The sequence below is a fragment of the Candidatus Clostridium stratigraminis genome (genome assembly GCF_045310675.1).
Lineage (GTDB): Bacteria > Bacillota > Clostridia > Clostridiales > Clostridiaceae > Clostridium_AT > Clostridium_AT stratigraminis.
The window spans coordinates 1-26,030 of sequence record NZ_JBJHZZ010000012.1; the positions used below are offsets into that span (position 1 = coordinate 1).

Here is a 26,030-nt window from a genome sequence, read left to right on the forward strand (position 1 = left end):
CAGCAGCTTGAAGATGCTTTAAGAAAAACTGCATAAAAAATTCGAGTTTCTGTGTCTACTATATTGACTTAAATCCATATGCTTATAAAAGAGCAACACATAACACTATCAAGGCATCATAAACTCCATGTGCAAAAATTAGTGATAGTGTTGAACAACCTTTAATTTTATCCCTTAACAAGCAAAACATAACCCCCAACACCATAGTTGTAAATACTTGAATTATATTGCCTTGAAAAATATGAAACAAACCAAAAACAATTGAAGAAATGATTATTGCAAACCATTTTGAGTTTTTAATGTCCATCAATTTCTTAAACATATATCCTCGAAAAAAGAACTCCTCTGCTAAAGCAACTCCAAATATTGAATAAAAAAATTCAAATATGAATTGCCATGCCTTTGTATAATGCGTACTTGAAACCATATCTTTTAGCCCACATAAAATAGGAATAACAGTAAAAATAAGGCACATTGCAATTGCAATTCCTATACCACTTAAAATCTGTATAGAAATATTTATTCTTGTAAATCCAATGTCTTTTAATTTTTCCTTATTCTTTAACATAAAAAGCACAGGTATAATCAAAAAAATCCATTGTGTAGAAAACATCAAAAGCATTCTTTCAACAAGTGTAAAATTCATTAAAATATTTTGATTAAACAGAATAACCCCATATAAAATAACAAATTGAAAGACAGTGGCTATGGCCAATGTAAGTATACTTTTCTGTGTTTTTCCCAACATCGCTTCATCACTCCCCCTAAAATAAATAATGTTGTTTCATAATATTTTAATCTTGCTTAATAAATATAAAAATGTTAAGCAGCACGCTAACTATTAACTATACTAATGAATATTATTTTTATTAAGGTAATCAATCATTTCTTTATCTATTTTTTTCATTATTAGGTTGTTGGGTTTACTTAATTGATAATACTTAATAGCATTTGTCTTACAGTTTTCCCTAATATAATTAAGTTCGTTTTGTAAAATAGCCATTTTATCTAATGCCAATTGTTTAGTATCAAGTATCTCCTTTTCAGATTTTTTATTCTTCAAATCACTAGACATTCTAACTAAATCCATTCTTATCATATCTAAATAGGTTAATGGCATACCACTACTAAATATGATTCCATTTAGCAGTACTGTATCCTCAGAAAATTTTGCTGAAGTTTCATCAATATATTCTTTTTCTGGAATTTTCGTTGAAGAAAGGTCTTCTGAAACAATTTTAAGTTGAATTTGTAACCAGTCAATTTTATTTTCAGCAACTTCACCCTGTATAGTTTTAATTTTCGCATTATCTCTGTATTGCAGTGCTACGATAGCAATCAAAATAATAATGATAACTACCAAATATACAGACTTTTTTCCTTTCATACAATTATCCACCCCTTTTTAAGCAATATAAGAATATTCCTTATTGCTAATTCTTTTCAATTAATCTTATAAAACATCTCTCACAATTGTATTGATCAAAAGTTTTCTTTTGTCGTTATTTAAATTATGATATATTTCTTCTTCCTTGTAATCAGGTATAATAAAACTTTCACTAATATTCATTAGCCTTGCTAGAAATATGTTGAAATCATAATGATTTACTGGTCGTTCTCCCGATATATTTATTGTTCCTATAGTTTTGCTATATGCAAGTTCTATTATTGCATCTGCAAGGTCTTGTACATTAACAAAGCTAGAATACATATTTGCTGTTCTTGAATAATATTTACCTGTTTTGGAAATCTCAAGAAGTCCTTTCATTCTCGAATCCATTTTGCCATCATAATCATAACCATAGATGCTACCAGGTCTTACAATCACATAATTATCATGTTTCTGTGCAATAATTTCTCCTTCAATTTTGCCATTAATATATTTGGATAAATATTCGTCAGGCCTACGTCTATGCGGAATTACACTTTCATTCTGGTCTTTTCCTTTTCCTACTGTTGTAGAAACATAAATCAAGCGTACATCTTTTGAAATATTATTAACTATCTCATTCATACCTATTTGCGATAAAAGCATTTCTTGTTCCGTATCCATAATGCTCCAGATAATTGTATCTGGCTTAAATGAGAGCAATTTCTTTATATCTAATCTATTTAAAACATTAATTTGCAAGAATTCATGATTACTGGACCTACAGCAAGTTCCCCAAATTTCATCATTTGTGCACTCTTTAATTTTCTTATATATTGTATTTCCTAAATATCCACTTGCTCCTATTATCAATAATCTCATTATAATTACTCCTTTTTAAAAATGTACTCACTCTATGTTTCGTCATAATATATTCTAGTGGCAGAAATAAGCATATTCAGAATCTATTTAACTTTTTATTATTATAATTCTCTATAACTTTAAGATGTACTCTTTACCTATATATAGGTTTTTCCCTCTATTACATACATAAGGTATGTCCTTAATATATGTAAATCCTAACTTTTCTAAAACCCTGCCAGAGGCAAGGTTTTCTTTTGCATGCCTGCCAATTATCTCTTTTACATCCAATTTAACTTTAGCAAATTTTATAATTGCCTGCATTGCTTCTGATGTGTATCCGAATCCCCATGCTTTTTTCCCAAGATTATATGCTATTTCAAATTTTGTGTACTCTTCATCAACATAAATCAATCCAGTTCCAAGTAACTCTCCTGTTTCCCTTAATAAAATTGTCCACCTATACCATTCATCATCATCTATTTTGCTTAGTTCTTTTCTTACCCAGTCAATAGTTTTATTTATCTCATTATGACTTTCCCAAAACATATATTTTGCTACATCAGGGTCACTTTCCCAACACTCAAATACATCTTGTACATCTTCTATACAAAATGGTCGCAATACTAATCTATCTGTTTCTAATATTGGAGTTTTCATGCTATATTCCCCTTTGTTTTGAATCACATTTATGATATACCGTATTATACCAATTATAACATATATAGCATTTACATCATATGCTATGTCCCTACCTAATCTTAAATAAAAAACACCACAAACTTTTACTTGTGGCGTTCAGTAGACTATTGTGTATTATATTCTTTTTTTCATAAAATATCTTTTGTGTCCCTGAGGGCATTCTTCTAAAACTCCAAAGATTTCATATCCATGTTTGATATAAAAATCCTTTGCTTGAAAATCAAAGGTATCTAAATGAATTAAATAGCAACCTTTTTCTTTAGCGATTTTCTCAATTTCTCTTATAAGTTTTGTGCCTAACCCATCTTTTCTATACTCTTCTTTAACCCATAAAGAATCTATATATAAGCAATTCCAACAGTATATCTTACTCAGTATTCCAGCAATAATCTCACCATTAGTATCTTCAATGACTCTATTTATCCATAAAAATGTGACTACTTGCTTAGGAGGAACTTTAGATAAGTTGTATTCAACAATTCTATCAATAATAAAATCTGATTCCTTATTATTGCTTTCTGTGATAATGTAATTTTGCATATTTACACCTCATATTATTATTGCTTATTAATAAAGTAATAGTATCTAGTTGTTACTATTACTTTATAATAATAATAAATGATTTTCTTTTATTTAAGTAGTACCACAAAGGCATAAATATAATAAACAAGTGGTCTTATAACTATTTATGGTGAACTTAGAAATGGTCTTTTAATTTTTTCTATTTACTAAACCTGCTTGTACCCCATACACCAATTAATATCAAAGCTGAACCTACCAAATGATAAATACGAAAGCTTTCATTTAAAAATATAACCCCTGCTAATATAGATACTATTGTTGAAATATTTGAAAAGACTGTGGCTTTTGATGCTTGTAATTTAGCTAGGGAATAATTTAAAAGAAAATATGCAATTATAGATGACACAATTCCAAGATATATTACAGAAGTTAAAAATGTGAAACTAGTTAAAGGTTTAAAATAAGAACTTATATCTTTGTTTACTAGATGCATAATTATTGATAACCCATTAAAACTCACTGCCCCGGAAATCATCATAAAATAAGTTATTTCAAAAGCATTAAATTGTTTTGATATTTTTCTAGATATTATACTAAAGAAGGCGGCTGACATCACTGCACCGATCATTAATAACATTCCAAATAGTGAGCTTCCTGTATCCCCTGAACTATTCATCATTCCAATTATAGCTACACCAATGACAGAAGCAATAATAAATATTGTCTGTTTCATAGTTGGTTTTTCTTGTAAAAAGTATATACCTAATATAGTTACTGCTATAGGTATGAGTGAAATCATAAGGCCTCCTAAGGAAGAAGCAGTACGCTGAAGTCCATAGGTTTCGAAAATAAAATAAATTACAGGTTCAAAAAGTGAAAGTAACGCAATCAATCCTAAAGGCTTATTTTTATAGTTTACTTTAATTATCTTGAAAATAATCAATACTGACATAACTAGAAAAGCTATCAAAAATCTAAAAGCCACAATTGATATAGGAGTGGCAACACTCAATGCTCTTTTTGTAAATAGAAAACTTAATCCAAAAATCATAGAACTTATTATAGCAGCTAAATATGGAAGAATCTTTCCTTTGTTACTCATATAAATCCCCCTATGTCTATTTCTTATGCGTACAAGCTATTATAACATATGATATGAAAAAAAGCGTGGACTATCGGTCACATCATTAACTAACTCACTTTCAGTTGCCAGCCCCAATTTCTAATAAAGAGCTTTTGTTTACTGATTTTACATAACTACAAAATCGGGCTCTTTGCTCTATCTTCCACTCTTGCTTTTCAGATAAATTTCTTAGTTTAGCTTCTTGGTTATAATATTTTTTTGAATTTATTTTCACTTTGTTTAAACCTACTCATATCTCCTCCATAATTATAAAATATTTATATAACCGAGAATTTAACCCAGAGGGTTATTAAGCAGACATATGAGAAAAGGAGAAAAGGAGAATTAATTATATTTCTAATTCCATTATTTCGTTATTCCTTGAAAACCCTTGCCGTTCATAGAAGGCTACTGCTCTTTGGCTTGGCCAAACAAATAACAATTGAATTTTATTATTTATAGCCCATTGCTTTACTTTTTTCAAAAGTTCTGTTCCTACTCCTCTATTCCTAAATTCAGCCTTTGTGTGAACATTTGTTACATAACCTATTTCTGCAAATAGGTTTTGCGGCTTTGGTACCTTTCTTATTCTATTTATGTAAATGTTTGAGATAATTATATTATTTTCTTCTGCAATCCAATACTCCCAAGTGCTACTTTTAAGATCATTAACTAAAAATAAATTACACTCTTTAATAAAATCTTCTTTAGAAATATCAAATTGCCCTTCTTCTTCATATTCATGCTCCCATCTCATTTCTGAAAGCATTTGAATGTCACTTTCTTTTGCTAATCTGTATATCATATTACTATCTCCTTATGGCTATAATTTACGATTGTAAAATAAATTTTATTATTAATTTGAATGCCGTAAGATATGAAAAATATGAATTCACAATTTATAATTATATACTTTTAGTAAAAATTATCTCTAAAGGTTCATCATTCAATAGTATACTTCCAGAGTCTTTATATCCTAATTTTCTATAAAAATGCTGTGCTTGCTCATTAGATAAGGTCGAGGTCATAACCAATTCATAGCCTTTACTCTTCATTTTATTTTCCCAAAATTCAACTAATTCTTTTCCAATTCCCTGATTTCTATAGGTTTCATTCAAATAAAGCATATTCATAAATGGAGTGTTATCCCAAAAATAATTATATCTTAACCAACCTATAACTTTGTTATCTGGGTCTTTTGCTATCAAAATTTCTTTTTCTTTGAGTTTATTTTTTATTAATTGTTTTGATACATGTCTATCATTATCAAGTATAAATTGAAAATCTGATTCACTTGCATATTCAAATTTCATTATTGACACTCTCACTCTCTATATTTAAGTTTTAATTTCATCAATTACTTTGTCACATTTTCATACAACAGCGACACTTCTTAGATACTACTATCTTATAGTTTCCCATTATAGACATCAATTTCATAATATTAACTTAGTTTATATATTTATACACTATTATAATTCTACAATTCCTTAAAATTTTCCTCTTACTCAACAAAATTATAAATAAAAAGCACTAGATTTCTCCAGTGCCCGCAATTACTAGGACTTGCAATTTATAAATCAAAAGGAACCGTCCCTAATGATTACTTAATTTTTAGTTTAACTACTTGTTGTTGTAAGTATATGTATATAGTATCCTCTGTAATTGAGATTTTATCAATATCTTTTAAACTAATATAAATTCCGTGAAAGTCATAGTATGGCCTTTTTCCGTTTTTATTTATTAACCTAAGTCTTCTTCCATTCTGCTCCTCTAGCAGCTCATAATCAAACTCGTCAATACAGTATACTGTATCAAGTTCGTAGGCATTTACTATGGCTACTAAATTAGAATTTTTCATATCATCCAGCATCTTAAAAAGATCCTCTAAGGCAATTTGCTTCATAACTTCAATCCCCCCCATTCAAACATATCCCTTAATTGCTTACATTTTGTATTGTAATCATGAAGCTAGAAATACCATAACATTTATTTCAGAATAGTACAATATTTTGCTAATGTTTTAATTCTAGGTTAGTTAGTAAGCTAATAAAGTACTAAAGCAGCCTTATATGGCTGCTTTTAGAGAAAAACATAGCTTGGCTATTAAAATGTATACAAGCAATAATCACAATTTATATTAAACCTAATATCTTACTTAAGAAAATTATCTTTCTTTTCTATAATAGCCACTGCAGCTGCACAAGCAGGGCAATCACAATATTTTTCTCCGTAAGACTTTATTTCCTTTGCATGCGTCGCAATAGCCTTAGCTGTATCTGCTCCGAAAACCTGAATTCCATGATCAGATTCTGCAAAACTAATTAAATTGTCAATTGTTGTAACAGCTGCTTCAAGCTCTTCAATATACTTTTTTGTTTCTGCGGTTTCCTCTTCACTTCCGATAGCATCCAACCAGGTCTGAGCTGCTTTTTTTGCCTCACTGCTACATGAAGATGCACTCATTAATTCCTGTGTTTTTTCAATAACATAATTTAATATTTCTTTATCCATAATTTATATTCCTTCTTTTCAAATTTTTATATATTGTACCATAATTATTTAGCCTTTACAATTCAAATAACATGAATAGAGTTGACTAATCATTCCATTATTTACTGTCATTTTTATAGATTGATAAAATGGTTATTTTATCAATTATTTTGCTATTTACCTACACTATCAATTAATTCTTTAATAAAATCAATCACTACTTGAGGTTTATCATTCTGTATGAAATGTCCACTGTCTTTAACTAAAATATGTTTACTATTCTTAGACAAGCTTGACAAGTTATCTTGAAAAGCAGCCGGTTGTGTGGATGTGAGGACAGCTATTGGAATATTCCTTAATGCGTCCTTTTTTCTTATTTCATCTAATTGCTTGGCACTTTGCATAACATCAAACTTAGGTTCTGAACTATCTAAATTTCTATTTAATTGTTCTAAGTCAGTTGCGGTCAAACCATCAAATTGATATTCATGCGTACTATCAACAAATACAATACCCACCACTTCATTAGGATATGTACCAGCGAATAATCTTGCATTAAAGCCTCCAATTGAATGTGCTACTATAATATATGGGCCTTTAACTTTTGCATTAGTTAAAAGAGTATGCAGCTCATGAACTTGGTCTAAACTGGTTCTTGGTAATTTGCTTATATCGCTATTTCCAAGTCCTGCTCTATCATAAGAAAATGTTCTTGCAATTTTCGAGATTTCAGGTTGTACTAACGACCAGGTGCTGTTGGTGTAACCTAGTCCTGCTTCAAATATAACAGTTGGAGTTCCTTTTCCATAACAATTAACATTTAGACTATATCCTCCAATATCAACTTTTCCATTTATAGTTCTTGTAGCAAATGTATCTTCTCTATGTTTTAATACCCCTATTACTATACAGATTATTAGCAAAAGAATTACTATCAGTGTTAATTTTATTTTTTTACTTTTAATATCCATAATCAATCCCCCCTGTTTGCAATAATCATATTATATTGCGTATTGTTAAATATTGCAAACATGGTATTTTATTGAATTTGTCCAAACTAAGTGTGGTAGGATGAACAAACAAAAATGCTGCTTATTATCTTCTTTTTATATGCTTTTATGGAACTAGTCTTCTAACCTTTTATTATAAACCGATAATATTGTTTAAAGAACACTCCTTGCTGATTATTCAAATTTAGAACTTTTTACAAACTTTGAAATTTTATTAAGGTTATTAAAAAAAGCAGCCTAGATAAGTAAACTGCTCTTTCAAAAGAAGTAACTATGTTGTTATATTCTAAATAAATCTAATATTTCAATGAGTCCTTACATTTAGATAAAGTAGATACTAATGATCTATATGTTACATGAGAAAGCTGCGAACTAACTTAACTACAGAATTGCTTATTCTGCGAATTTGTTAATATTCATTTTGTTTGTTCTTGGATTTTTGCTCAAACTTCACATCTACCTAAATCATCCAACTGTAACGGCTTAAGTGTCCTTGTTAATTCTTCGTATATAACCCTTTTTCCCGAGTAGACATTATGGCGCTTGTCATTAGGAAATACTAAGAATATTGGAGTTAAAAAATAGTAAGGGTTCATGACTTTTTCTTCCTCTTTCAAAAATTAAATTTGTTACGCTTTTTTGTCAAATTGTCCGATGATTTGCAATAATCCATAAAACTATCTTCTAGTTAAGTTTAACATTTCCTTCTTTTATCAATAAATTCATCGAAGTGATATTATGAATATTAAGCGTATAGCTAAAAATGCTGCTAAGATATATATTTTTATTACCATTTGTAGTTGATTATTTTATTATTGTTAATGATTATATTATTTTTCGTATGTTTCAAACTTCCTTTAACAAACAAGAAAAGAGTCTTCTACGGCTGCCTTTACTTATATATTATTGTATAATAGTATATGAAAGTAGGTGGTAGGAATGAAAGTATTATTAATTAATGGTAGTCCAAAAGCTAACGGCTGTACTTATACAGCACTATGCGAAGTAGCAAAGGAACTTGAAAAAGAAAATATTGAAACTGAAATTTTTCACGTAGGAAAGAACCCTCTTCGTGGCTGCATGGCCTGCGGAGGCTGTTCTAGAGATAACTCTGGCAAATGCTCCTTTAATGATGACACAGTAAACATTGCTTTAGAAAAAGCAAAGGCAGCTGATGGTTTTGTATTTGGTTCACCAGTACACTATGCTGGTGCCTCAGGTCATATAACTTCCTTTTTAGATAGATTCTTTTATGCTGGATATGGCTTTGAGTATAAGCCTGGTGCTGCAGTAGTAAGTTGTCGTCGAGGGGGTTCCACAGCAGCCCTGGATCAGCTAAATAAATATTTTACAATTTCTAATATGCCAATAGTATCCTCTCAATATTGGAACATGGTACATGGAAATACTCCCGACGAGGTTAAACAAGATCTAGAAGGAATGCAAACCATGAGAACTCTAGGAAAAAACATGGCTTGGCTATTAAAATGTATACAAGCTGGGAAAGAAACTGGAGTTTTGATGCCAGAAAAGGAAACAAGAGCAGTAACTAATTTTATTCGTTAATAAAATTTAAAAGAGCAAATAACTCAAACCACCAATTTGTTTTCATTACTAATTGGTGGTTTATCAAACCCTAACTCACAACATAGAAAACCATAATTTCTTCTTAATAAAAACATTGATTTTTCGAAGGTGATATTTAAATGAGTTTACCAATAAATCTTTTTATGTGGACAATAGCTGTACTACCTATAGCAGTTCTTCTTATTTTAATGGTTCAGTTTAAATGTGGCGCGAATAAAGCTTCCCCAATTGGACTTATGATTGCTATAATAAGCAGCATTATATTTTTTAAAGCAGGAGTAAGCGTTATTTGTACTGAGCTTTTAAAAGCCCTATGGAATGCCCTTTCAGTCATAATTATTATGTTCACAGCCGTTTTAATCTATGAAGTTACCAATGAATCAAAGGCTTTTAATGTTTTAAAAAATGCTGTGGCAAAAATTGCACCAAATGAGCTTCTTAGAATTATTGGAATAGGAATTGTTTTTTCTAGCTTTCTTCAAGGAGTAACAGGCTTTGGAGTTCCGGTAGCAGTTACCGCCCCTCTTTTAATCGGTATAGGAGTAAGACCTATATGGGCTGTAATAATACCTTTAATAGGACATAGTTGGGGAGGAACTTTTGGCACACTTGCAATAGCTTGGCAATCTCTTATAGTACAAACAGGAATAAATGATATATCACTGATAAATCAAACTGCCATTTTTGCTGCTGGTTTTTTATTCCTTTTAAATTTTGTTTCAATTATATCTGTTTGCTTCTTTTATGGCGGGAAGAAAGCCTTAAAAAAGGGTTTCATTGCAATTTTATTAATCTCTTTAGCACAAGGCGGAGGGCAACTTTTATTTGGACAAATAAATCAAACTCTTGCTTGCTTTATTCCTAGCTTAATGGCACTTATTATTTTCTTTTTATTAAATAAATCTAAATATTATAAAAGTAAGTGGAATATTACTGACAGCCCTATAATGCAAAGAATTGAAAACAAAGCTGAAATAGCCTTAGATAATAAGGAAAATATGAATATTCATGAAGCTTTTTTACCTTACTATATAATGACAGGAATAACTTTAGCAGTGCTCTTAATTCCATCTATAAACCATTTTTTAGGGCACTTTAGTGTATCCCCTGCCTTCAATAAAACAGTAACTGGTTATGGCATCGTAAATGAAAAAGTTTCTTCTTATTCACCTATAAAACCCTTAGCTCATGCAGGAACCTTTCTATTTTTATCAGCTTTATGTGGGTTTGCATATTATTTTAAAAAAGGTTATCTCTTAAGTGGATCTTATAAAGTAATTTTACACAAGACACTAAAAAAAATGATACCTTCAAGCATAGCTGTGGTATCATTAATAATGATGTCTAGAATTATGTCAGGAACAGGACAAATTACAGTTCTTGCATTAGAAGTTTCCAAAATTCTTGGACCATACTATTCTATAATTGCCCCTTTTATAGGACTTATAGGTTCTTTTATTACAGGGAGCAACATGTCTTCAAATATTCTTTTTGGAGACTTTCAATTAGCAACTTCAAAGCTGCTTGTTCTTAACTCCTCAGCAATTTTAGGTGCTCACACTGCTGGAGGTGCCATAGGAACTGCAATTTCCCCTGGGAATATTGTACTTGGAACCACTACCGCAGATATTTTAGGCTGTGAAGGAAAGATTTTAAGAAAAATACTACCTATTGCTCTAATAATTGCTTTGATTTTAGGTCTAATTCTCTATATTTTAAATTAGTAAACTACCCCACTTATAGAAGTGGATGCTTCATGGTCAATACTACTTATGTAGTAAATTCACCCTAAATTTTTCGTGAGTTTTTAATAAGAACAAAAAAGACTGTCACACACATAAAAATAGTTATGTAACAGTCTTGAACTGTTAATGTTTTACAAATACGACATTAATGGCTTTTATAAGAGCCTCAACTTGATCTCCCTGTTTAAAACCTGCATCTTCTAAACTCTCTCTCGTCATCACGGACGTTACAATTGGGGAATTATTTCACCCATCAACAGTCATCTTGATTTGAGCCATAACATCGTCTGCCTTAATTTCCTCAACTTTTCCTACTAATTTATTTCTTACTCCAGCCTGCATTTTCTGTGCCTCCTATAATATTATTCCTATTATAGTTTTAATAATCACAATCTATTTCAAGCCTAACATCTTACTTAATGGCTTATCCTTAGTTACAATTGCACCTTGTGGACAGAGTTCCTGGCAGCAAAAGCATCTAATGCAATTATTGTAATTCCATTTTGGTATCATTTTGTTATTATGTTTTATAAAAGATATTACATTAGATCTTTCTGGACATACTTCATCACACTTTTTACAACCAATACATTTATCTTCAATTAAAACCGGATTAGGTGCCGTTAAGGAAGCTACAAAATTATTGAGGGACGGGGTCAGAAAATTAACAACCTTTGCACTTCGTGAAAGTTTGAAGTTCTTGCACTTCAATTCTTCAATTTTTTCACCCAATACATCTATATCTTCAGGAAGTACAGTTCCCCATTTTGTATCATGAGCCACCTTTAGAAATGGCACAGCTAAAACATTATCATATCCTATTAGCCTAACTGCTGTGGAATCAACTGCTGTAAGACTTTCCCCCATAATTATTGTGTCCATTTTCTTAGGAGTCCCATTTCTAGGCCCGTTTCCTGCCATTGCCACTATACCATCAAGAATTGCAAAGCTTGTTTTCACAACAGAATTTAGGTCAAATAGCATTTTACTAAAGTTTACTGCGTCAGGTAGTTTAGTATGCCATGATGCCTTTTTAGATCCAGGTACGCAGCCAAATTGATTCTTAACAGCCCCTGTATAATACATCATAGCATGGGTTTTAAGCTTTGGCAGTGTAATAACTACATCAGCCTCATAAGCTGCTTTGGCTACATTCCAATATTTATACATTAATGGATTATCAAGCTCCACATGTATTTCATCATTAAAATCAACAAACTCTACTCCGTATTTATTAGCAACTTCCATTAATCCGGATTTCTCAGCTGCTTTTCTAGTATCTCCAGACCCAGGTGAATCACCAAAAATTATATTGCTGGTATATTCCTTAACTATTCTGATAACGGCTTCAAACATTAGATAATGTGTAATGACTGGTGAGCCCTTTTCAATTACACTAAGGAAATTAGGTTTCAATAATACCTTGCTATTTTCAGGTATAAGTTTCCTCAAAAAAGAATTTCCACCTAAAAGCTCAAAGCCTTCTCTAAGCTTTTTTTCAATTTTATCAACATCATAATCAGTACATTTTAATAAAGCAACCTTCTCCATTTTATCCCCACCCTTATATTAGATACATCAATATATACATTGTACATATATTTTAGCCACCGAAGGCATTATAAAAAAATTAACTATTTAAAAACTTATAAATAGTACTATCATCTTTAAATAAGTTTTCTAAATCACAGCTATATTTTTGTTCTAAACTCTTTCTATCATATTTATAAGTTTTTACACCAATATTATCTACATGAAATTCTACAAAATCAGCATTTTGTAGAAGTGATAATAAGACTACAGCGTTCTTTTCCAAAAATTCATTAACTTTTTTACCATTCCAAAAATTATAATAATTATCTTCCCCTAAACCTTGATTTGCTTTATATTTTATAGTTATTCCATAGGGCTGTTTCTTAGTTTCTAAACTAAACCCTGCACCATACATATTAGCTGGTAGCTTTCCTATTACATTTCCTACAGAACTATTGTCTCCTACATAGGAACCTTTGTATTTCACTAAATCACTTGTCTTAACTTGGGAATTAATGTTTACAGCTTGATTTGATGTTTTAGAAGAATTACTTTCACAACCTATAAGGCTTAATGACAGAATTATTATTAGAGATACTAATATTTTAAATTGATTTTTCATATATCCTCCTATTTTATATAATATCATACGAACATATAGATTATATGATTTATATATAATAATTATAAGCTTTTATAAGAAATACCACTACCATTATAAATAAAAGTTCCTTTTATAGACCTAACAGAAAGAATAATGATACTTTTAAAAAAGTTGCTGATAAATCTAATCCTTTTAATAACATTTGGTTCTCAGAAGTTGCTTCTGCATCTCCTGTTAGAAGAAAAGATGTACTGCCATATGTAAGCTTAATTACTATAGAGAAATCATTAGCATCTTCATAACTACTGCCATTAGGTGCTAATATTGTAGCAATCACCTAGTTCAAAAGAACTACCTACCACTGGAGCAGTAAGCTGAAGTCCTTTATTTTTAACTGCTCATGTAATTTTAATAGGAATTGCTAATTATGAACGTAAAATGTTCCGTTCAGTTTTCAACCAGCTTATTAAAATTTTTACCAACGAAGCACATGTACTTTCTTTCAGCAAATGCGAAGCATACGATGAAATTATCAGTACAACAAAAGCTATATTGGAGGATATGTAAAAGAACCATTTCTTAAATGATTTTTTTCTTTCTCATCTATGTGGGTATGCATAAAAATAAAGCTAATTCTTATAAGCCCCTAGATTGATTTGGACAATTGACTATACATTTATAATTTAGAAAGTAATTGGTGGTAAGCCATGAGAGGAAAAACTTATACAAAAGAATTAAAAGAAGAAATATTAAGAAAGGCAAAAGGTGTAGGGAATGAATGTTTCGCAAGTATCAATTTGAATAATTCAAAATACCGGGAACATAAATAGATTTGTGTAAATCTAAATCTATTACGTTCCCAAATTTTTTCGAAAGTATATTCAGTAGAAAAGCAGAAACATTAATATCTTTAACTTACTATGTATCCACCTAGAAATTCTCAGTTGTTTTATTTATGGTAATTAAATATAAAATGTGTTGATTTATATTAAATTTACTTCATTACACGGCTAACAAAGATTCGAAATCAACTGCAGGCAATGGTTTGCTAAATAAATACCCTTGAACCTTATCACAGCCATAGTCCTTTAAAAGTTTTAATTGTTCATTATTTTCCACACCTTCAGCAACTATTTCTAGATTTATATTATGTGCAAGTCCTATTATAGCCTTTGTTACAGCCTGTTCATTGTATCCAGTATGAATCTTATCAATAAAAGATTTATCTATCTTAAGTGTATCAATCGGTAGATTCGTTAAATAATTTAATGATGAGTAGCCTGTACCAAAGTCATCCAATGCAATACAGATACCCATTTTCCTTAATGATTGAATTATTTCAAGCACTAGGTTCATGTCTTCAATAATCATGCTCTCAGTAATCTCAATTTCCAACCATTTTGGTTCAAGACCTGTTTCTTCAAGTATTTGTTTAATTGTATCTACAAAGTTTAAATCCTTAAGCTGCCTTGCTGAAATATTAACTGCAATACGCTTGCAGGGGTATCCTTTCTTCTGCCATAATTTATTTTGGAGACATGCCTTTCGCAGAACATATTCGCCTATCTGTACAATCAGTCCGGTTTCTTCAGCTAGAGGAATAAATTCAATTGGAGATATTACACCTGCTGTTGGATGTATCCACCTTACCAAAGCCTCCATACCCATTATGTCTCCTGTTTCTATGTTAATTTGAGGCTGATAGTATACAGCAAATCTATCGTTTTTTACTGCCTCTCTTAGTTTGTTTTCCAAACTTAGTTTTTGCATAATTTTATCATTCATATATGCACGGTAAAATTGATAATTACATCTTCCAAGTCTCTTAGCAAAATTTAACGCAGTGTGTGCATTTTTCAACAGTATCTTCTCGTTTTCTCCATCTTCTGGATATAAGGCTATACCCATGCTTATACTTACATTTAAAGAAAAGTTATCTATAATTATCTCTTCTTTAAATAAAGTCATTATCTTTTCTGCGGTATCTGGCACATCTTTAGCGTCGTGTAAGTGTTGCAATAATACTGCAAATTCGTTACCAGCAATTCTTGATAAAATACAATCATTATTCAAAACTCCTTGCAGCAATCCCGAAATTTTCTTAATCAGTTTATCTCCGAATCCGTGACCTTTTGCATCATTTATTGTGTTAAAATCGTCAATGCTGAAATATAATACTCCAGGTTTACAATCATTATCTTCAAAGGATAAACTAGCTAAACTAGAAGATAGTTTATATTCGAACATAATTCGATTTGGTAGTCCCGTTAATTTATCATAATAAGCAAGATAATTAACCATTTCTCCAGTTTTTTTATGCTCTGTTATATCTGTAATATAGCCATGCATACGCACCGGCTCTCCATTTTCATTCCAAGAAGCCCTACCTTTTATTAATAGCCACTTATATTCACCAGTTATTATTTTTATTCTATGTTCAAACTGAAAAATCGAACCTTTTTCATATAGATATTTATTCATTTCTTGAGATAAACTTCTGCGATCAGCTGGATGAACTAAACTTTTATAATACGTTAGGAGTGTCCTGCCCGATTTTCCATCATAACCTATCTTAGCTTTACATTCATCAGAAATATGCAGTGATCCAGATTCAATATCCCAGTTCCAAATTACATCTCCTATTCCTTCAATAATAAAGCCATACTCACTGTCAAATATATTTGACTTTATTACATCAATAGTTTCTTCCTTAAATACTTGTTTCTGATGAATTTTATCTTTATGGTCGCTAAAAGCGTCTTCGATTACATTTTCAATAGAATTTAGCTTGGATATTGAAATAAAACTATTTACCCCAATTTTATAGAATTTTACTATTTCTAATGCCTCAAGTTCCTTATAAACTATTATGATAGGTACTAATAAACAAAATTCATCTCTTAAGGTAATTACATCCTCACATTTTATATTTTCGGTTTCATAATCCAATAGAATCAGACTACAGTTAGCATTTGACAGTAGTCTTTTAACTTGTTCCTTTGAAACAGCATATTGTGTATTCAAATTAGAATCTTGTATTTCATCATGCACAAGCTTTATGTTATCTTCACGATCACTTATAAAAATAGCACTCATTTGCATTTTCTTTTACACCTTTTATTTTATTAAATCTAATTTTAACATAACCTCTATTAATTTTTCTTCATTAATCGGCTTTGCAGCATAAGCTTCACAGCCAAAGTCAAAGGATTTCTTAACAACATCAATATCATTTAGAGCTGTTGTCATAATAACCTTAACTCTTTTTTCATCTTCTATACCTCTTTGTTTTTCTATCTCTCTTATTGCCTTCAGTGCATGTGTTCCATCAACCTTAGGCATCATGATATCAAGACAAATTAGATCATAAGGTTTTTCTTCATCAAGAGCTATCATGAAAGCGTCGAGGGTTTCCATTCCATCTAAGGTTAAATCACAATGCCCGTATTTTGACAATAACTTATTAATATATCTTCTGCTAGCATAATCATCTTCTGCTATTAGTATTTTCATAAATTCCCCCCCATTTCAATAAAATTTTATTTTGTTCTAGTTTCAAATTCACTAATAAGCTTCATTATTAGTTGTTTACCCTCATCATAATCCCCTCGGCGTAAACTAAGCTCAATTTTAAAGGCTAATGTCTTCATATCAACTATACCCTTAGTATTAAATTTATCTTTTATATTGTGAATTAAACCCTTCAGATAATGCGTGTATGTATAGTCATTTAAAGTTTGACTCACAAAAATATCTTTAAGTAATTTAAAAGATTCAGCAATCTCTACATCATTTTGAATAATTGAATCATCAAGCTTCTTATTAACAATTTGTTTACAAATATTAAGGTTATTATTTGATTTCACATAAGGAACATCACTTTCTACAAGACTTTGATTATATACTTTTTCTATTACAGAATACAATTCTTCAATCTGAAAAGGTTTAGCTATATATTCATCCATACCTGAGCTTAGATATTTTTCCTTATCCCCAAAAATAGCATGTGCAGTTAATGCTATTATTGGAACGTGTTCACCTGTCTCTATTTCCTTATTACGAATTATCCCTGTTACCTCAACACCATTCATCTCCGGCATTTGATCATCCATAAGTATGACATCATATTGATTTTTTTCTAACTTATTTAATACTTCCCTTCCGGTATTAGCTACAGTTACATTATATCCCTTTCTTTGGAGCATCTTATAAGTAAATAACTGATTTACCTTATCATCCTCTGCAAGTAGAATGCATAGGCCTGAATTTCCCCTACTATTCCCATTATCTTTATTTAATTTATCATTATTTAAATTTCCTAACTTTATATTTATATAAAATTCAAAGATGCTGCCCTTACCTTTTTGGCTGCTAACCCTTACCTTACCACCCATCATTTCTATAAGTCTTTTTGAAATAGCAAGTCCAAGCCCTGTTCCTCCATATTTACTTTTGTTAGAACAGTCTAACTGGCTAAAGCTCATAAACAGCTTATTTATATCCTTTTCATCTATGCCAATACCTGTATCAGAAACTGAGAAACCCAATTCAATATTGTCATCACAAACCAGTTTACTTCTTACTGAAAGAACTATTTTACCATCTTCTGTGAATTTAATGGCGTTACCAAGTAAATTATTAAGTACTTGCTTAATCCTGTTGGGATCCCCATATAAGTTGACTGGAATATTCCCGTGGAATTGTTGAACAAGTTCAATACCCTTTTCGTTTGCCCTAAAATAATGAGGCTTTATTGTTTCTTCTATAAGCTGCCTTATATTGAAATTAACATTATCAATTGATAATTTTCCAGCCTCAACTTTAGAAAAATCAAGAATATCATTAATTACTGTTAAAAGAGAATCTGCAGATACCTTAGCAATATTTAAATTTTCTTGCTGTTCATGATCTAGTTGAGTCATAAGTGTCATATTTATCATACCAATAATACCATTAAGGGGAGTTCTTATTTCATGACTCATATTAGCTAAGAATTCACTTTTAGCCCTATTTGCTTCTTCTGCTGCATTTTTGGCCTTTTTGAGCTCTTCCTCCACCTTTTTCCTTTCAGTTATATCACGTGCTATTGATATAATAACTTCTTTGCCATTCATGTTAAAGTAATGCGAACTTACTTCTAGTGGTAACTCTATAGAGTTCTTGGTTAAATAGGTTGTCTCATAAGTGAAATGCTTGTTATTAATAATATTTCTTATAAGATTAGGTCTAGTTTCAATTAATTCCTTTGATAGTAAGTTTCTAGGCCCCATCTTAAGTAATTCTTCACGGGTATACCCTATCTTACTGCATGCTGAATTATTTACTTCAATATACTTTGTAATCATATGTTCTTTATCAATAATCTCATGTACCAGGATTGGATCATTTCCATTATTAAACAGAGCTTTATATCTTTCCTCACTTTCATGTAGAATTTGCTCATGTTTTTTTCTATCTCTTATATCCCGAATTATGCTCAAATGAAGCTTTTTACCCCCAATTTCCGCTAACTGAGAGCTCACTTCTACTGGAATAACGATTCCATCCTTTGTATAATGGACGGACTCAAACATAATACCCTCTTCTTCTTCTGCTTGCTTTAGTTCTTCCTTAATTTTTTTCATACTTTCAGCATCCTTGCCCCTAAGGTCAAAAATGGTTTTTTTAAGAATCTCTTCCGATGTGTATCCATATAGGTTCAAGGCTGATTTATTTGCCTCAACTATGTTCCCTTCAATGTCTATAAAAAGTATAGCATCATAAGCCTTTTCCGATAGTAATTGATATCTTTTCTTTTCTTCCTCTGCTAGCCTTTGTTCAGTTATATCAAGTAAAACACCAACATATCCCTCAAAATTTCCATCAATATTACTATAAGGCCTTCCCATTTCATGCACCCATCTAAATTCTCCCCTTGAATTCTTCAATCGGTAATACAAATCTATGGGTTCCTTTTTCTTGACTGAACTCATGTATAACATAACATATGAATCCTTATCTTCATTATGTATTCCATCCATCCAACCATAGTCTATTTCATGATAAGAAGATCTCCCCCTAAAAGATAACCAGGTTTTGTTGTAATAATTACGCTTTCCATTTTTATCTGATCTCCAAATTAGCATAGGATAATTTTCAAATATTGTAAGATAAAAATCTCTGGATTTAGCTATTCTCTTTTCAAGCAACTTTTTTTCTGTTATATCATCTAGTGATATTACAATGCATTTCTTTTTGTTCATAATCACTGGGTCAGCATTAACTCTGTACCAATTCTGCTTTTCCTTTTCGTCTACAATAATAGTATGCTGAACTTCTATACCGTGGTAAGCCACCCTTGTATTTGACACTTTTGTAAACATATTGCACATTGAGCACTCATTACAATGCTCACTGCTTCCACAGCCATCAGCACCCTTGACACTATTTAAACAACTAAGCGCATCCCCGAATTTACTACCTATGACTAAACTTCTGTCTTTATTGAATAGCTTAGAAGCAGCTAAGTTCACTCTAGTTATACTATTTGAATCGTCCATAATTATCATTCCAATAGGTGCATATTCAAATATTGCTCTGAAATTTTCTAATTCACTATTACTATTTAAGTTGCTATTTTCCATAAAATCCATCCCTAATACCAAATATTATTTAATTAAATTGAGTTCAGCTAAGGCTACAAATATTTCCTCTACTTCAAATGGCTTCGCAATATATTTATTGCAGCCATACAGCATACACTTTTCAATTAGATTTCTATCTGATAAAGCAGATGTTACAATGATTTTAGCTTTATCTTTATCTATAATTCCTTTTTGCCTTTCTAAATCCCTTACAATCTTAATAACTTTTGTACCATCTATCTTAGGCATCATAATATCTACACATAAAAGGTTGTAAGGTTCATTTTCGTCATGTGCTAGAAGAAATGCATCTATTGCCTCTATCCCATCCACTGTTAGGTCACATTTACCACAATTTGATAAAATTTTTTGTATATATCTTCTGCTATCTGCATCATCTTCTACTATTAAAATTTTCATCATTAATCTAACGCTCCTTAATTTATTTATTGCTAATTATAGCTTGTTTAAATTCTTCTTTAAGCAAACTATAGAGCCTTTCTATTTCTTGATAATCAGCTGACCTCGACGCGAGCTCCATTTTAAATGCTATATTTTTAAGTTTTTTTTGCCCTAAGCTAGATGAAGAAGTTTTAACATAATGTGCTAACTGTTCAACTATCCCTATATCCATTTTACTTATAAATCCATCTTTATTAAATAGTTCGGTAAGTTTTTCCATATTTAAGCTCAATTCTTTTTTCAGAGAATCCTTTTTATCACCTTTCTTATCATCTATAATATCACAAATAAGCAAATCATTAGGGTGTGAACTCTTAAGGATATTCTTCCTTCCACTCAAAATCCGAATTCCCATAGCCTTAGTTATTATTTGTTGCAAATCATTTAATTCAAAAGGTTTTGAAAGATATTCGTCAATACCAATTGACATAAACTTCTCCCTGTCACCTTTTAATGCATGTGCTGTAATGGCTATTATAGGCACTCGATAATCTATTCGATTCTCTAGCTTTCTTATCTCTTTAGTAGCTTCAATGCCATCCATCTCCGGCATCTGTATATCCATGAGTATTATGTCAAATTCTTTCTTTGCATATAAATTTATAGCTTCAATGCCGTTATTAGCAATTATAAAATTATATCCAAGATTCTTTAACATTTTACTTATAACTAGTTGATTCGTACTATCATCTTCAACTAGTAATATATTTAAGATATGCTTATTAGTTAGTGAATTAATAGAGTTATTTTGAACTGTGTTAGTAGTATCAACTATACCGGTTATTACAGTAAATGAAAATTTACTACCCTTCCCTTTTTCACTTTCAGCCCAAATATTACCATTCATCATTTCCACTAATTGCTTACTTATGGCTAATCCAAGACCTGTTCCACCATATTTTCTTGTATATGAAGCGTCAACTTGACTGAAACTTTTAAACAAAAGATTCATATTATTATTTTCTATTCCAATACCTGTATCTTCTACTATGAATTCTAATTCTGCCATTTCCTGTTCATATCTCACACATTTAACTAATACCGAAATCATGCCTCTTTCTGTAAACTTAATAGCATTTGCAATAAGATTATTAAGTACCTGTTTTATTTTGTTAGAATCACCTAAGACTTCTTCAGGGACATCATCAAATATATTATAATATATATTTAAATCCTTTTTATTTGCCAGTGCAGAATGCGGCTTAATTATCTCTCTTATGAGATCACGTAAATTAAACTTAATTTTTTCAAGGCTCATTTTACCTGCTTCAATTTTTGAGAAATCAAGTATGTCATTAATTACTTCTAAAAGAGAGCTTGCAGAAGACTTCACAATATTTAAATTCTCTCTCTGTTCCTCATCTAATTCAGTTAATAGTGTCAAATTAGTCATCCCAATTACACCATTTAAAGGAGTTCGTATCTCATGGCTCATGTTAGCTAAAAATTCACTTTTTGCACGATTGGCGGACTCCGCTTCAAGCTTAGCTCTTCTTAATTCATCAGCAGCCTTTCTTTGTTCAGTTATATCGTTAAAGATAGTAGCAGCATACCCTTTTTCTGGACTATACATTAAAACTGAAAACCATCTATTATCTATTGGGGAATAAACATCATCAAATTTTATACTTTGGCCACTTAAGGCTACCTCCCCCAAATAGGTAAGACTTTTTAAAAATACCCTATCGTTTTTAAACAATTCAAAGTGACGTTTGTCTAAAATATTCTCTCTCTTAAGCCCAATATGCTTAGCAAATGCATTATTTGCCTCAAGATAAATAGCATCAATGGGGATATTTCTCTCATCTAGAATAATCTTGTTATAACAAAACGGATTGTCCATATTCATAAATAAGGATTGGTACTTCTCCTGACTTTCATTTAACATACGCTGCATCTTTTTCTGCTCAGTTATATCTATTGCCACACCACCAATATATTTTTTCCCCTTTGAATCATAGAAAGTAAATTTAGCACTAAGCCATTCTTGAATACCATTTTTAGTGGAAGTTGTCTCCTCTAAAGTTAATGGCTCTTCGCTCTCTAGTATCTGAGTATCAATTTTTCTAAAACCTTCAGCAGTTTCCTTATCCCAAAGTTCAAATCCGTTCTTCCCTATACATTCGTCTTCACTTAGGTTTATTAACTTTTCAAAAGCATTGTTAACAAATACATACTTACCATTATTGTCTTTAATATAGGCTACAGCTGGAATATTCCTCATAAATGTATTGAAACGCTCTTCGCTTTCTTTAAGAAGCCGTTCTGTCTTTTTTAGCTCTGTTATATCTGCTCCTATGACGCCTACATACTTCTTTCCATTTGTATCACTAAAAAGAAACTTGGAACTTTGCCATTCATGAACGGTATTCCCTAAACTTGTTGTCTCTTCAATAGTTAATAATTGACCACTCCTTAGTACTTGAATATCCTCACTTATGTATCTTTCAGCGGTTTCCTTATCCCAAAGATCATAATCATTCTTCCCTATCCAATTGGTTTTAGAAGGCCCTAAAGCTTTTTCAAAAACAGGATTGCCATAGATATAATTTCCGTTTTCATCTTTAATAAAGGCTGATACAGGAATGTTATTCATAAAGGAGTCAAATCGCTCTTCACTTTCCTTAAGAAGTTTTTGACCCTTCTTTCTTTTAGAAATATCTCTTGCTACTGCTAATATTGTTTCTTTACCTTCTAGTATGAAGCAATGAGCACTTACTTCTGTAGGTATTTTCTCCCCATCTTTCGTTAAATGGGTGACTTCATAAGTTAAATTCTTTTTTTTCTTTAATGTTTCTAACACCGTCTTAACATCACTTATATTTATATCTGTAGGTGACATATTCATAAATTCTTCTCTAGAGTATTTAAGTCTTTCTATTGCTACATCGTTTACCTCAATAAATTTGGCAGATCTTGATTTATTGTCATCAGATAATTCGAAAACAAATGCAGCATCATTTATATTATTAAATAAATTACGAAACTTTTCCTCGCTTCGTCTAACAGCATCTTCAGCCTCTTTCTTATCATTTATATCATAACCTGTTCCTATATAACCTTCATATACTCCATAATCATTGTAATAAGGATTGCCTTTAAAAAGCAGCCATCTATAAACTCCATCGTTGCGCTTGAAACGTCCATATATTTCAAAAGGCTGCCTTTTACTGGTTAACTCTAAATAAGTTTTGAGGCAATTATCTCTGTCCTGCGAATGTATTCTATTCCAAAAATCAAGATGCACATCTTTTATTGAGACCATACCTGAAAATTCTAAAAATCTTTTATTTATATAACTTAGCTCTCCATTATTTCCTGCCATCCATATAAATGTCGGAAAGTTTTCCAATAAGGTTGTATAAAAGGTTACAGACTTGTCCAGCTTATCTTTAAGTTGCCTAATCTTGGTTATATCATCCTCTAACTTTTGCTTTATTCGTTTATTTTCTAATCTGATTTTTGTTTCTTTAAGCTCACGGCACACAACAAATTCTAGTCTTTTAATATTTGAAGTTTCAATATAGTCGCGGCATCCATTATTCATGAGCTTCATAGCATAGTCATCAAAATTTTTATCTGTTACCACTATAAAAGGAATATTGAGTTTATATTCGTTGAAGATTTTGAGCGCATCTAATGAGGTAAATTTATTGTCCGAATGATTGGAAATTATTATATCCCATTCTTCTTTTTCAAGTTTATTTCTCAGGGATGATTCACTTTCAGCAATATCCGCTGTCAAATTATACTTAAGACCTTCAAGATATTCGGTTGACATTTTAATTGTTGAATTTAATTTGCCTACAAATAATACTTTTAATTTCTTCAGAATCTCGCCCATACTAATCCCCTTATATTTCAATTTAATATAAAAAAGATATTATATTATTAACGGTTGTGTCATAGTCTTTATATTTCCTGTGCCTACCTCCATATATATTGTTCTGCTCTGAAATCCACCTACCTGTGTATATTTGTAGTTTAACCCTAGTCCCTCTAATACTTCCCTAACTGCTTCAATATTTCTCCTTCCTATATTAAAAACATCATTTTTCCTAATAGAGTCAGAACCCCCAAACAGCTGCACTTCCAATTCGCTCTTATAGCAACCAAATTTATAGCACATTTCATTTATAAGCAGTGGTACTCCCATAATTGCGTAATAACATGGTCGTTCATTATTTTCTTTACTTAAAGAAATTGGTGAAGGTAATGCAATATGCACCATACCAGCAACGAATCTTGACGGAGCATATACAGTCACCGCAACGCATGAACCAAGGGCAAAGGTTTTAATCATATCCTTTTTATCATTAGATATCACGTATTCTCCAATTCCAACAAACTTATCCATAAGGTTATCATTCCTTTAACATTGAATATATTAGGCTCGGTATATTCTCAAGATTAGTCTGCTTTTCTACAGCACCAATATTAAAAGCTACCTTTGGCATCCCATAAACCACGCTAGAATTTTCATTTTGCCCTATTGTCCTAGCCCCGTTATTTTTCATAGTCAGGAGCCCCTTTGCACCATCGTATCCCATCCCAGTAAGTATTACACCAACAGCATTTTTACCTGCCTCTTTTGCCACTGACTCAAAGAGAACATCTACAGAAGGGCAGTGTCCATTTACTTTATCTCCATTAAAGCACTCAACCTTGTACTTATCCCCAAACTTTTTAATCCTCATATGCTTATCTCCTGGAGCTATTAAAACACTTCCTCGCTCTACGACATCTCCTGTTATTGCTTCACGAACATTAAATGGAGTAAAATTATTAAGTCTTTCTGCAAACATTTTTGAAAACACTGGGGGTATATGCTGTACAATTACTATACCAGGTACATTATTAGGCAAGGACTTCAAAGTATTGAAAATGGCCTCTGTACCTCCTGTGGAGGCTCCTATGGCAATAATCTTGTTGCTAATAATTGAGTCTTTTTTAAGTATAGTTTCCACCTTTTGATTTTCTTCTCTTAATTTTATCACCTTAGATGTTGATGATATTTTAATCTTATAAATTAGCTCATCTATAAGTGTTTCTACACCTTTGACAGATTGAACATCAGGCTTAATAACAAAATCTACGGCACCTGCATTCAAGGCATCAAACACAGCATTACTTACAGTGCTAACTACAATAACTGGTAATGAATACTGAGGTAATAACCTTTTAATAAATTCAATTCCGTTCATTTTAGGCATTTCTATATCACAAGTCATAACATCGGGCCTAAATTTCAAAATTTTATCTCTTGCATCAAATGGATCAACCGCTTTTGCAACAACCTCGATTTCAGAATCAGAAGATATTCCCCTAGAAAGAACTTCCCTGAATACAAGACTATCATCTACAACTAGAACCTTAATCTTTTTACTTCTTATCAT

The 26,030-nt window shown here is 31.1% G+C and carries 25 protein-coding genes; 4 read left to right on the top strand and 21 right to left on the bottom strand.

The features are described 5' to 3' along the window. Positions 1-82 precede the first annotated feature (82 nt). The 11 genes from ACJDUG_RS13830 to ACJDUG_RS13880 form a co-directional block, all read right to left on the bottom strand. Positions 83-748, bottom strand: coding sequence for a CPBP family intramembrane glutamic endopeptidase (locus ACJDUG_RS13830; RefSeq protein ID WP_406770467.1), 666 nt, complete (start codon positions 746-748; stop codon positions 83-85). Positions 749-850: 102 nt separating this feature from the next. Further along, on the bottom strand, positions 851-1,387 hold the full coding sequence (locus ACJDUG_RS13835; RefSeq protein ID WP_406770468.1) for a hypothetical protein: 537 nt from the start codon (positions 1,385-1,387) through the stop codon (positions 851-853). Between the two features lie 66 nt (positions 1,388-1,453). After that, positions 1,454-2,251 (bottom strand): NAD-dependent epimerase/dehydratase family protein, encoded by a 798-nt coding sequence (locus tag ACJDUG_RS13840; RefSeq protein WP_406770469.1) that lies wholly within the window; start codon positions 2,249-2,251, stop codon positions 1,454-1,456. A gap of 111 nt (positions 2,252-2,362) precedes the next feature. After that, complete coding sequence (locus ACJDUG_RS13845; RefSeq protein ID WP_406770470.1) at positions 2,363-2,890, bottom strand: GNAT family N-acetyltransferase; 528 nt, start codon at positions 2,888-2,890, stop codon at positions 2,363-2,365. A 156-nt stretch (positions 2,891-3,046) separates the two neighbouring features. Then, positions 3,047-3,472, bottom strand: a complete 426-nt coding sequence (locus tag ACJDUG_RS13850; protein WP_406770471.1) for a GNAT family N-acetyltransferase — start codon at positions 3,470-3,472, stop codon at positions 3,047-3,049. A gap of 181 nt (positions 3,473-3,653) precedes the next feature. Further along, entirely contained in the window at positions 3,654-4,556 is a 903-nt protein-coding gene (locus ACJDUG_RS13855) for a DMT family transporter (RefSeq protein WP_406770472.1), read from the bottom strand. A gap of 370 nt (positions 4,557-4,926) precedes the next feature. Then, positions 4,927-5,382 carry a GNAT family N-acetyltransferase gene (locus ACJDUG_RS13860; RefSeq protein WP_406770473.1) on the bottom strand — a complete coding sequence of 152 codons (456 nt, stop codon included), beginning with the start codon at positions 5,380-5,382 and terminating at the stop codon, positions 4,927-4,929. 100 nt (positions 5,383-5,482) lie between these two features. Next, positions 5,483-5,890, bottom strand: a complete 408-nt coding sequence (locus tag ACJDUG_RS13865) for a GNAT family N-acetyltransferase (protein WP_406770474.1) — start codon at positions 5,888-5,890, stop codon at positions 5,483-5,485. Between the two features lie 290 nt (positions 5,891-6,180). After that, positions 6,181-6,483 (bottom strand): hypothetical protein, encoded by a 303-nt coding sequence (locus tag ACJDUG_RS13870; RefSeq protein WP_406770475.1) that lies wholly within the window; start codon positions 6,481-6,483, stop codon positions 6,181-6,183. 248 nt (positions 6,484-6,731) lie between these two features. After that, positions 6,732-7,091, bottom strand: coding sequence for a molecular chaperone Hsp90 (locus tag ACJDUG_RS13875; RefSeq protein ID WP_406770476.1), 360 nt, complete (start codon positions 7,089-7,091; stop codon positions 6,732-6,734). 152 nt (positions 7,092-7,243) lie between these two features. Next, a complete protein-coding gene (locus tag ACJDUG_RS13880; RefSeq protein WP_406770477.1) occupies positions 7,244-8,041 on the bottom strand; it encodes an alpha/beta fold hydrolase in 798 nt (265 codons plus the stop codon). Between the two features lie 978 nt (positions 8,042-9,019). Here ACJDUG_RS13880 and ACJDUG_RS13885 point away from each other — a divergent pair. Both ACJDUG_RS13885 and ACJDUG_RS13890 read left to right on the top strand, forming a co-directional pair. Further along, positions 9,020-9,646 (top strand): flavodoxin family protein, encoded by a 627-nt coding sequence (locus ACJDUG_RS13885; protein WP_406770478.1) that lies wholly within the window; start codon positions 9,020-9,022, stop codon positions 9,644-9,646. A 140-nt stretch (positions 9,647-9,786) separates the two neighbouring features. Beyond that, positions 9,787-11,391 (top strand): L-lactate permease, encoded by a 1,605-nt coding sequence (locus ACJDUG_RS13890; RefSeq protein WP_406770479.1) that lies wholly within the window; start codon positions 9,787-9,789, stop codon positions 11,389-11,391. Positions 11,392-11,805: 414 nt separating this feature from the next. On the opposite strand, the gene ACJDUG_RS13895 is transcribed toward ACJDUG_RS13890, so the two are convergent. The 3 genes from ACJDUG_RS13895 to ACJDUG_RS13905 all read right to left on the bottom strand — a co-directional run bounded on the left by ACJDUG_RS13895 (position 11,806) and on the right by ACJDUG_RS13905 (position 13,886). Continuing rightward, positions 11,806-12,963, bottom strand: a complete 1,158-nt coding sequence (locus ACJDUG_RS13895) for a DUF362 domain-containing protein (RefSeq protein WP_406770480.1) — start codon at positions 12,961-12,963, stop codon at positions 11,806-11,808. Between the two features lie 79 nt (positions 12,964-13,042). Continuing rightward, positions 13,043-13,567, bottom strand: coding sequence for a DUF4825 domain-containing protein (locus ACJDUG_RS13900; protein WP_406770481.1), 525 nt, complete (start codon positions 13,565-13,567; stop codon positions 13,043-13,045). A gap of 112 nt (positions 13,568-13,679) precedes the next feature. Then, entirely contained in the window at positions 13,680-13,886 is a 207-nt protein-coding gene (locus ACJDUG_RS13905) for an MBL fold metallo-hydrolase (RefSeq protein ID WP_406770482.1), read from the bottom strand. A 101-nt stretch (positions 13,887-13,987) separates the two neighbouring features. Here ACJDUG_RS13905 and ACJDUG_RS13910 point away from each other — a divergent pair, with 101 nt between their 5' ends. Then, on the top strand, positions 13,988-14,116 hold the full coding sequence (locus ACJDUG_RS13910; RefSeq protein WP_406770483.1) for a hypothetical protein: 129 nt from the start codon (positions 13,988-13,990) through the stop codon (positions 14,114-14,116). Positions 14,117-14,256: 140 nt separating this feature from the next. Beyond that, positions 14,257-14,379, top strand: a complete 123-nt coding sequence (locus ACJDUG_RS13915) for a hypothetical protein (RefSeq protein ID WP_406770484.1) — start codon at positions 14,257-14,259, stop codon at positions 14,377-14,379. A 172-nt stretch (positions 14,380-14,551) separates the two neighbouring features. Here ACJDUG_RS13915 and ACJDUG_RS13920 read toward each other — a convergent pair whose 3' ends face one another. Genes ACJDUG_RS13920 through ACJDUG_RS13950 form a run of 7 tightly spaced genes read right to left on the bottom strand, consistent with a single transcriptional unit; the run spans position 14,552 to position 26,030 of the window. Next, a complete protein-coding gene (locus tag ACJDUG_RS13920) occupies positions 14,552-16,645 on the bottom strand; it encodes a bifunctional diguanylate cyclase/phosphodiesterase (protein ID WP_406770485.1) in 2,094 nt (697 codons plus the stop codon). A 21-nt stretch (positions 16,646-16,666) separates the two neighbouring features. Continuing rightward, positions 16,667-17,062, bottom strand: a complete 396-nt coding sequence (locus ACJDUG_RS13925; RefSeq protein ID WP_406770486.1) for a response regulator — start codon at positions 17,060-17,062, stop codon at positions 16,667-16,669. 26 nt (positions 17,063-17,088) lie between these two features. Beyond that, positions 17,089-20,172, bottom strand: a complete 3,084-nt coding sequence (locus tag ACJDUG_RS13930; RefSeq protein ID WP_406770487.1) for a PAS domain-containing hybrid sensor histidine kinase/response regulator — start codon at positions 20,170-20,172, stop codon at positions 17,089-17,091. Positions 20,173-20,196: 24 nt separating this feature from the next. Beyond that, positions 20,197-20,595, bottom strand: coding sequence for a response regulator (locus ACJDUG_RS13935; RefSeq protein WP_406770488.1), 399 nt, complete (start codon positions 20,593-20,595; stop codon positions 20,197-20,199). A gap of 19 nt (positions 20,596-20,614) precedes the next feature. Continuing rightward, the gene (locus ACJDUG_RS13940; protein ID WP_406770489.1) at positions 20,615-24,478 is read right to left on the bottom strand and encodes a PAS domain S-box protein; all 3,864 of its coding nucleotides are present in this window, start codon (positions 24,476-24,478) and stop codon (positions 20,615-20,617) included. Between the two features lie 39 nt (positions 24,479-24,517). Then, on the bottom strand, positions 24,518-24,991 hold the full coding sequence (locus ACJDUG_RS13945) for a chemotaxis protein CheD (RefSeq protein WP_406770490.1): 474 nt from the start codon (positions 24,989-24,991) through the stop codon (positions 24,518-24,520). Between the two features lie 7 nt (positions 24,992-24,998). Then, entirely contained in the window at positions 24,999-26,030 is a 1,032-nt protein-coding gene (locus ACJDUG_RS13950; RefSeq protein WP_406770491.1) for a protein-glutamate methylesterase/protein-glutamine glutaminase, read from the bottom strand.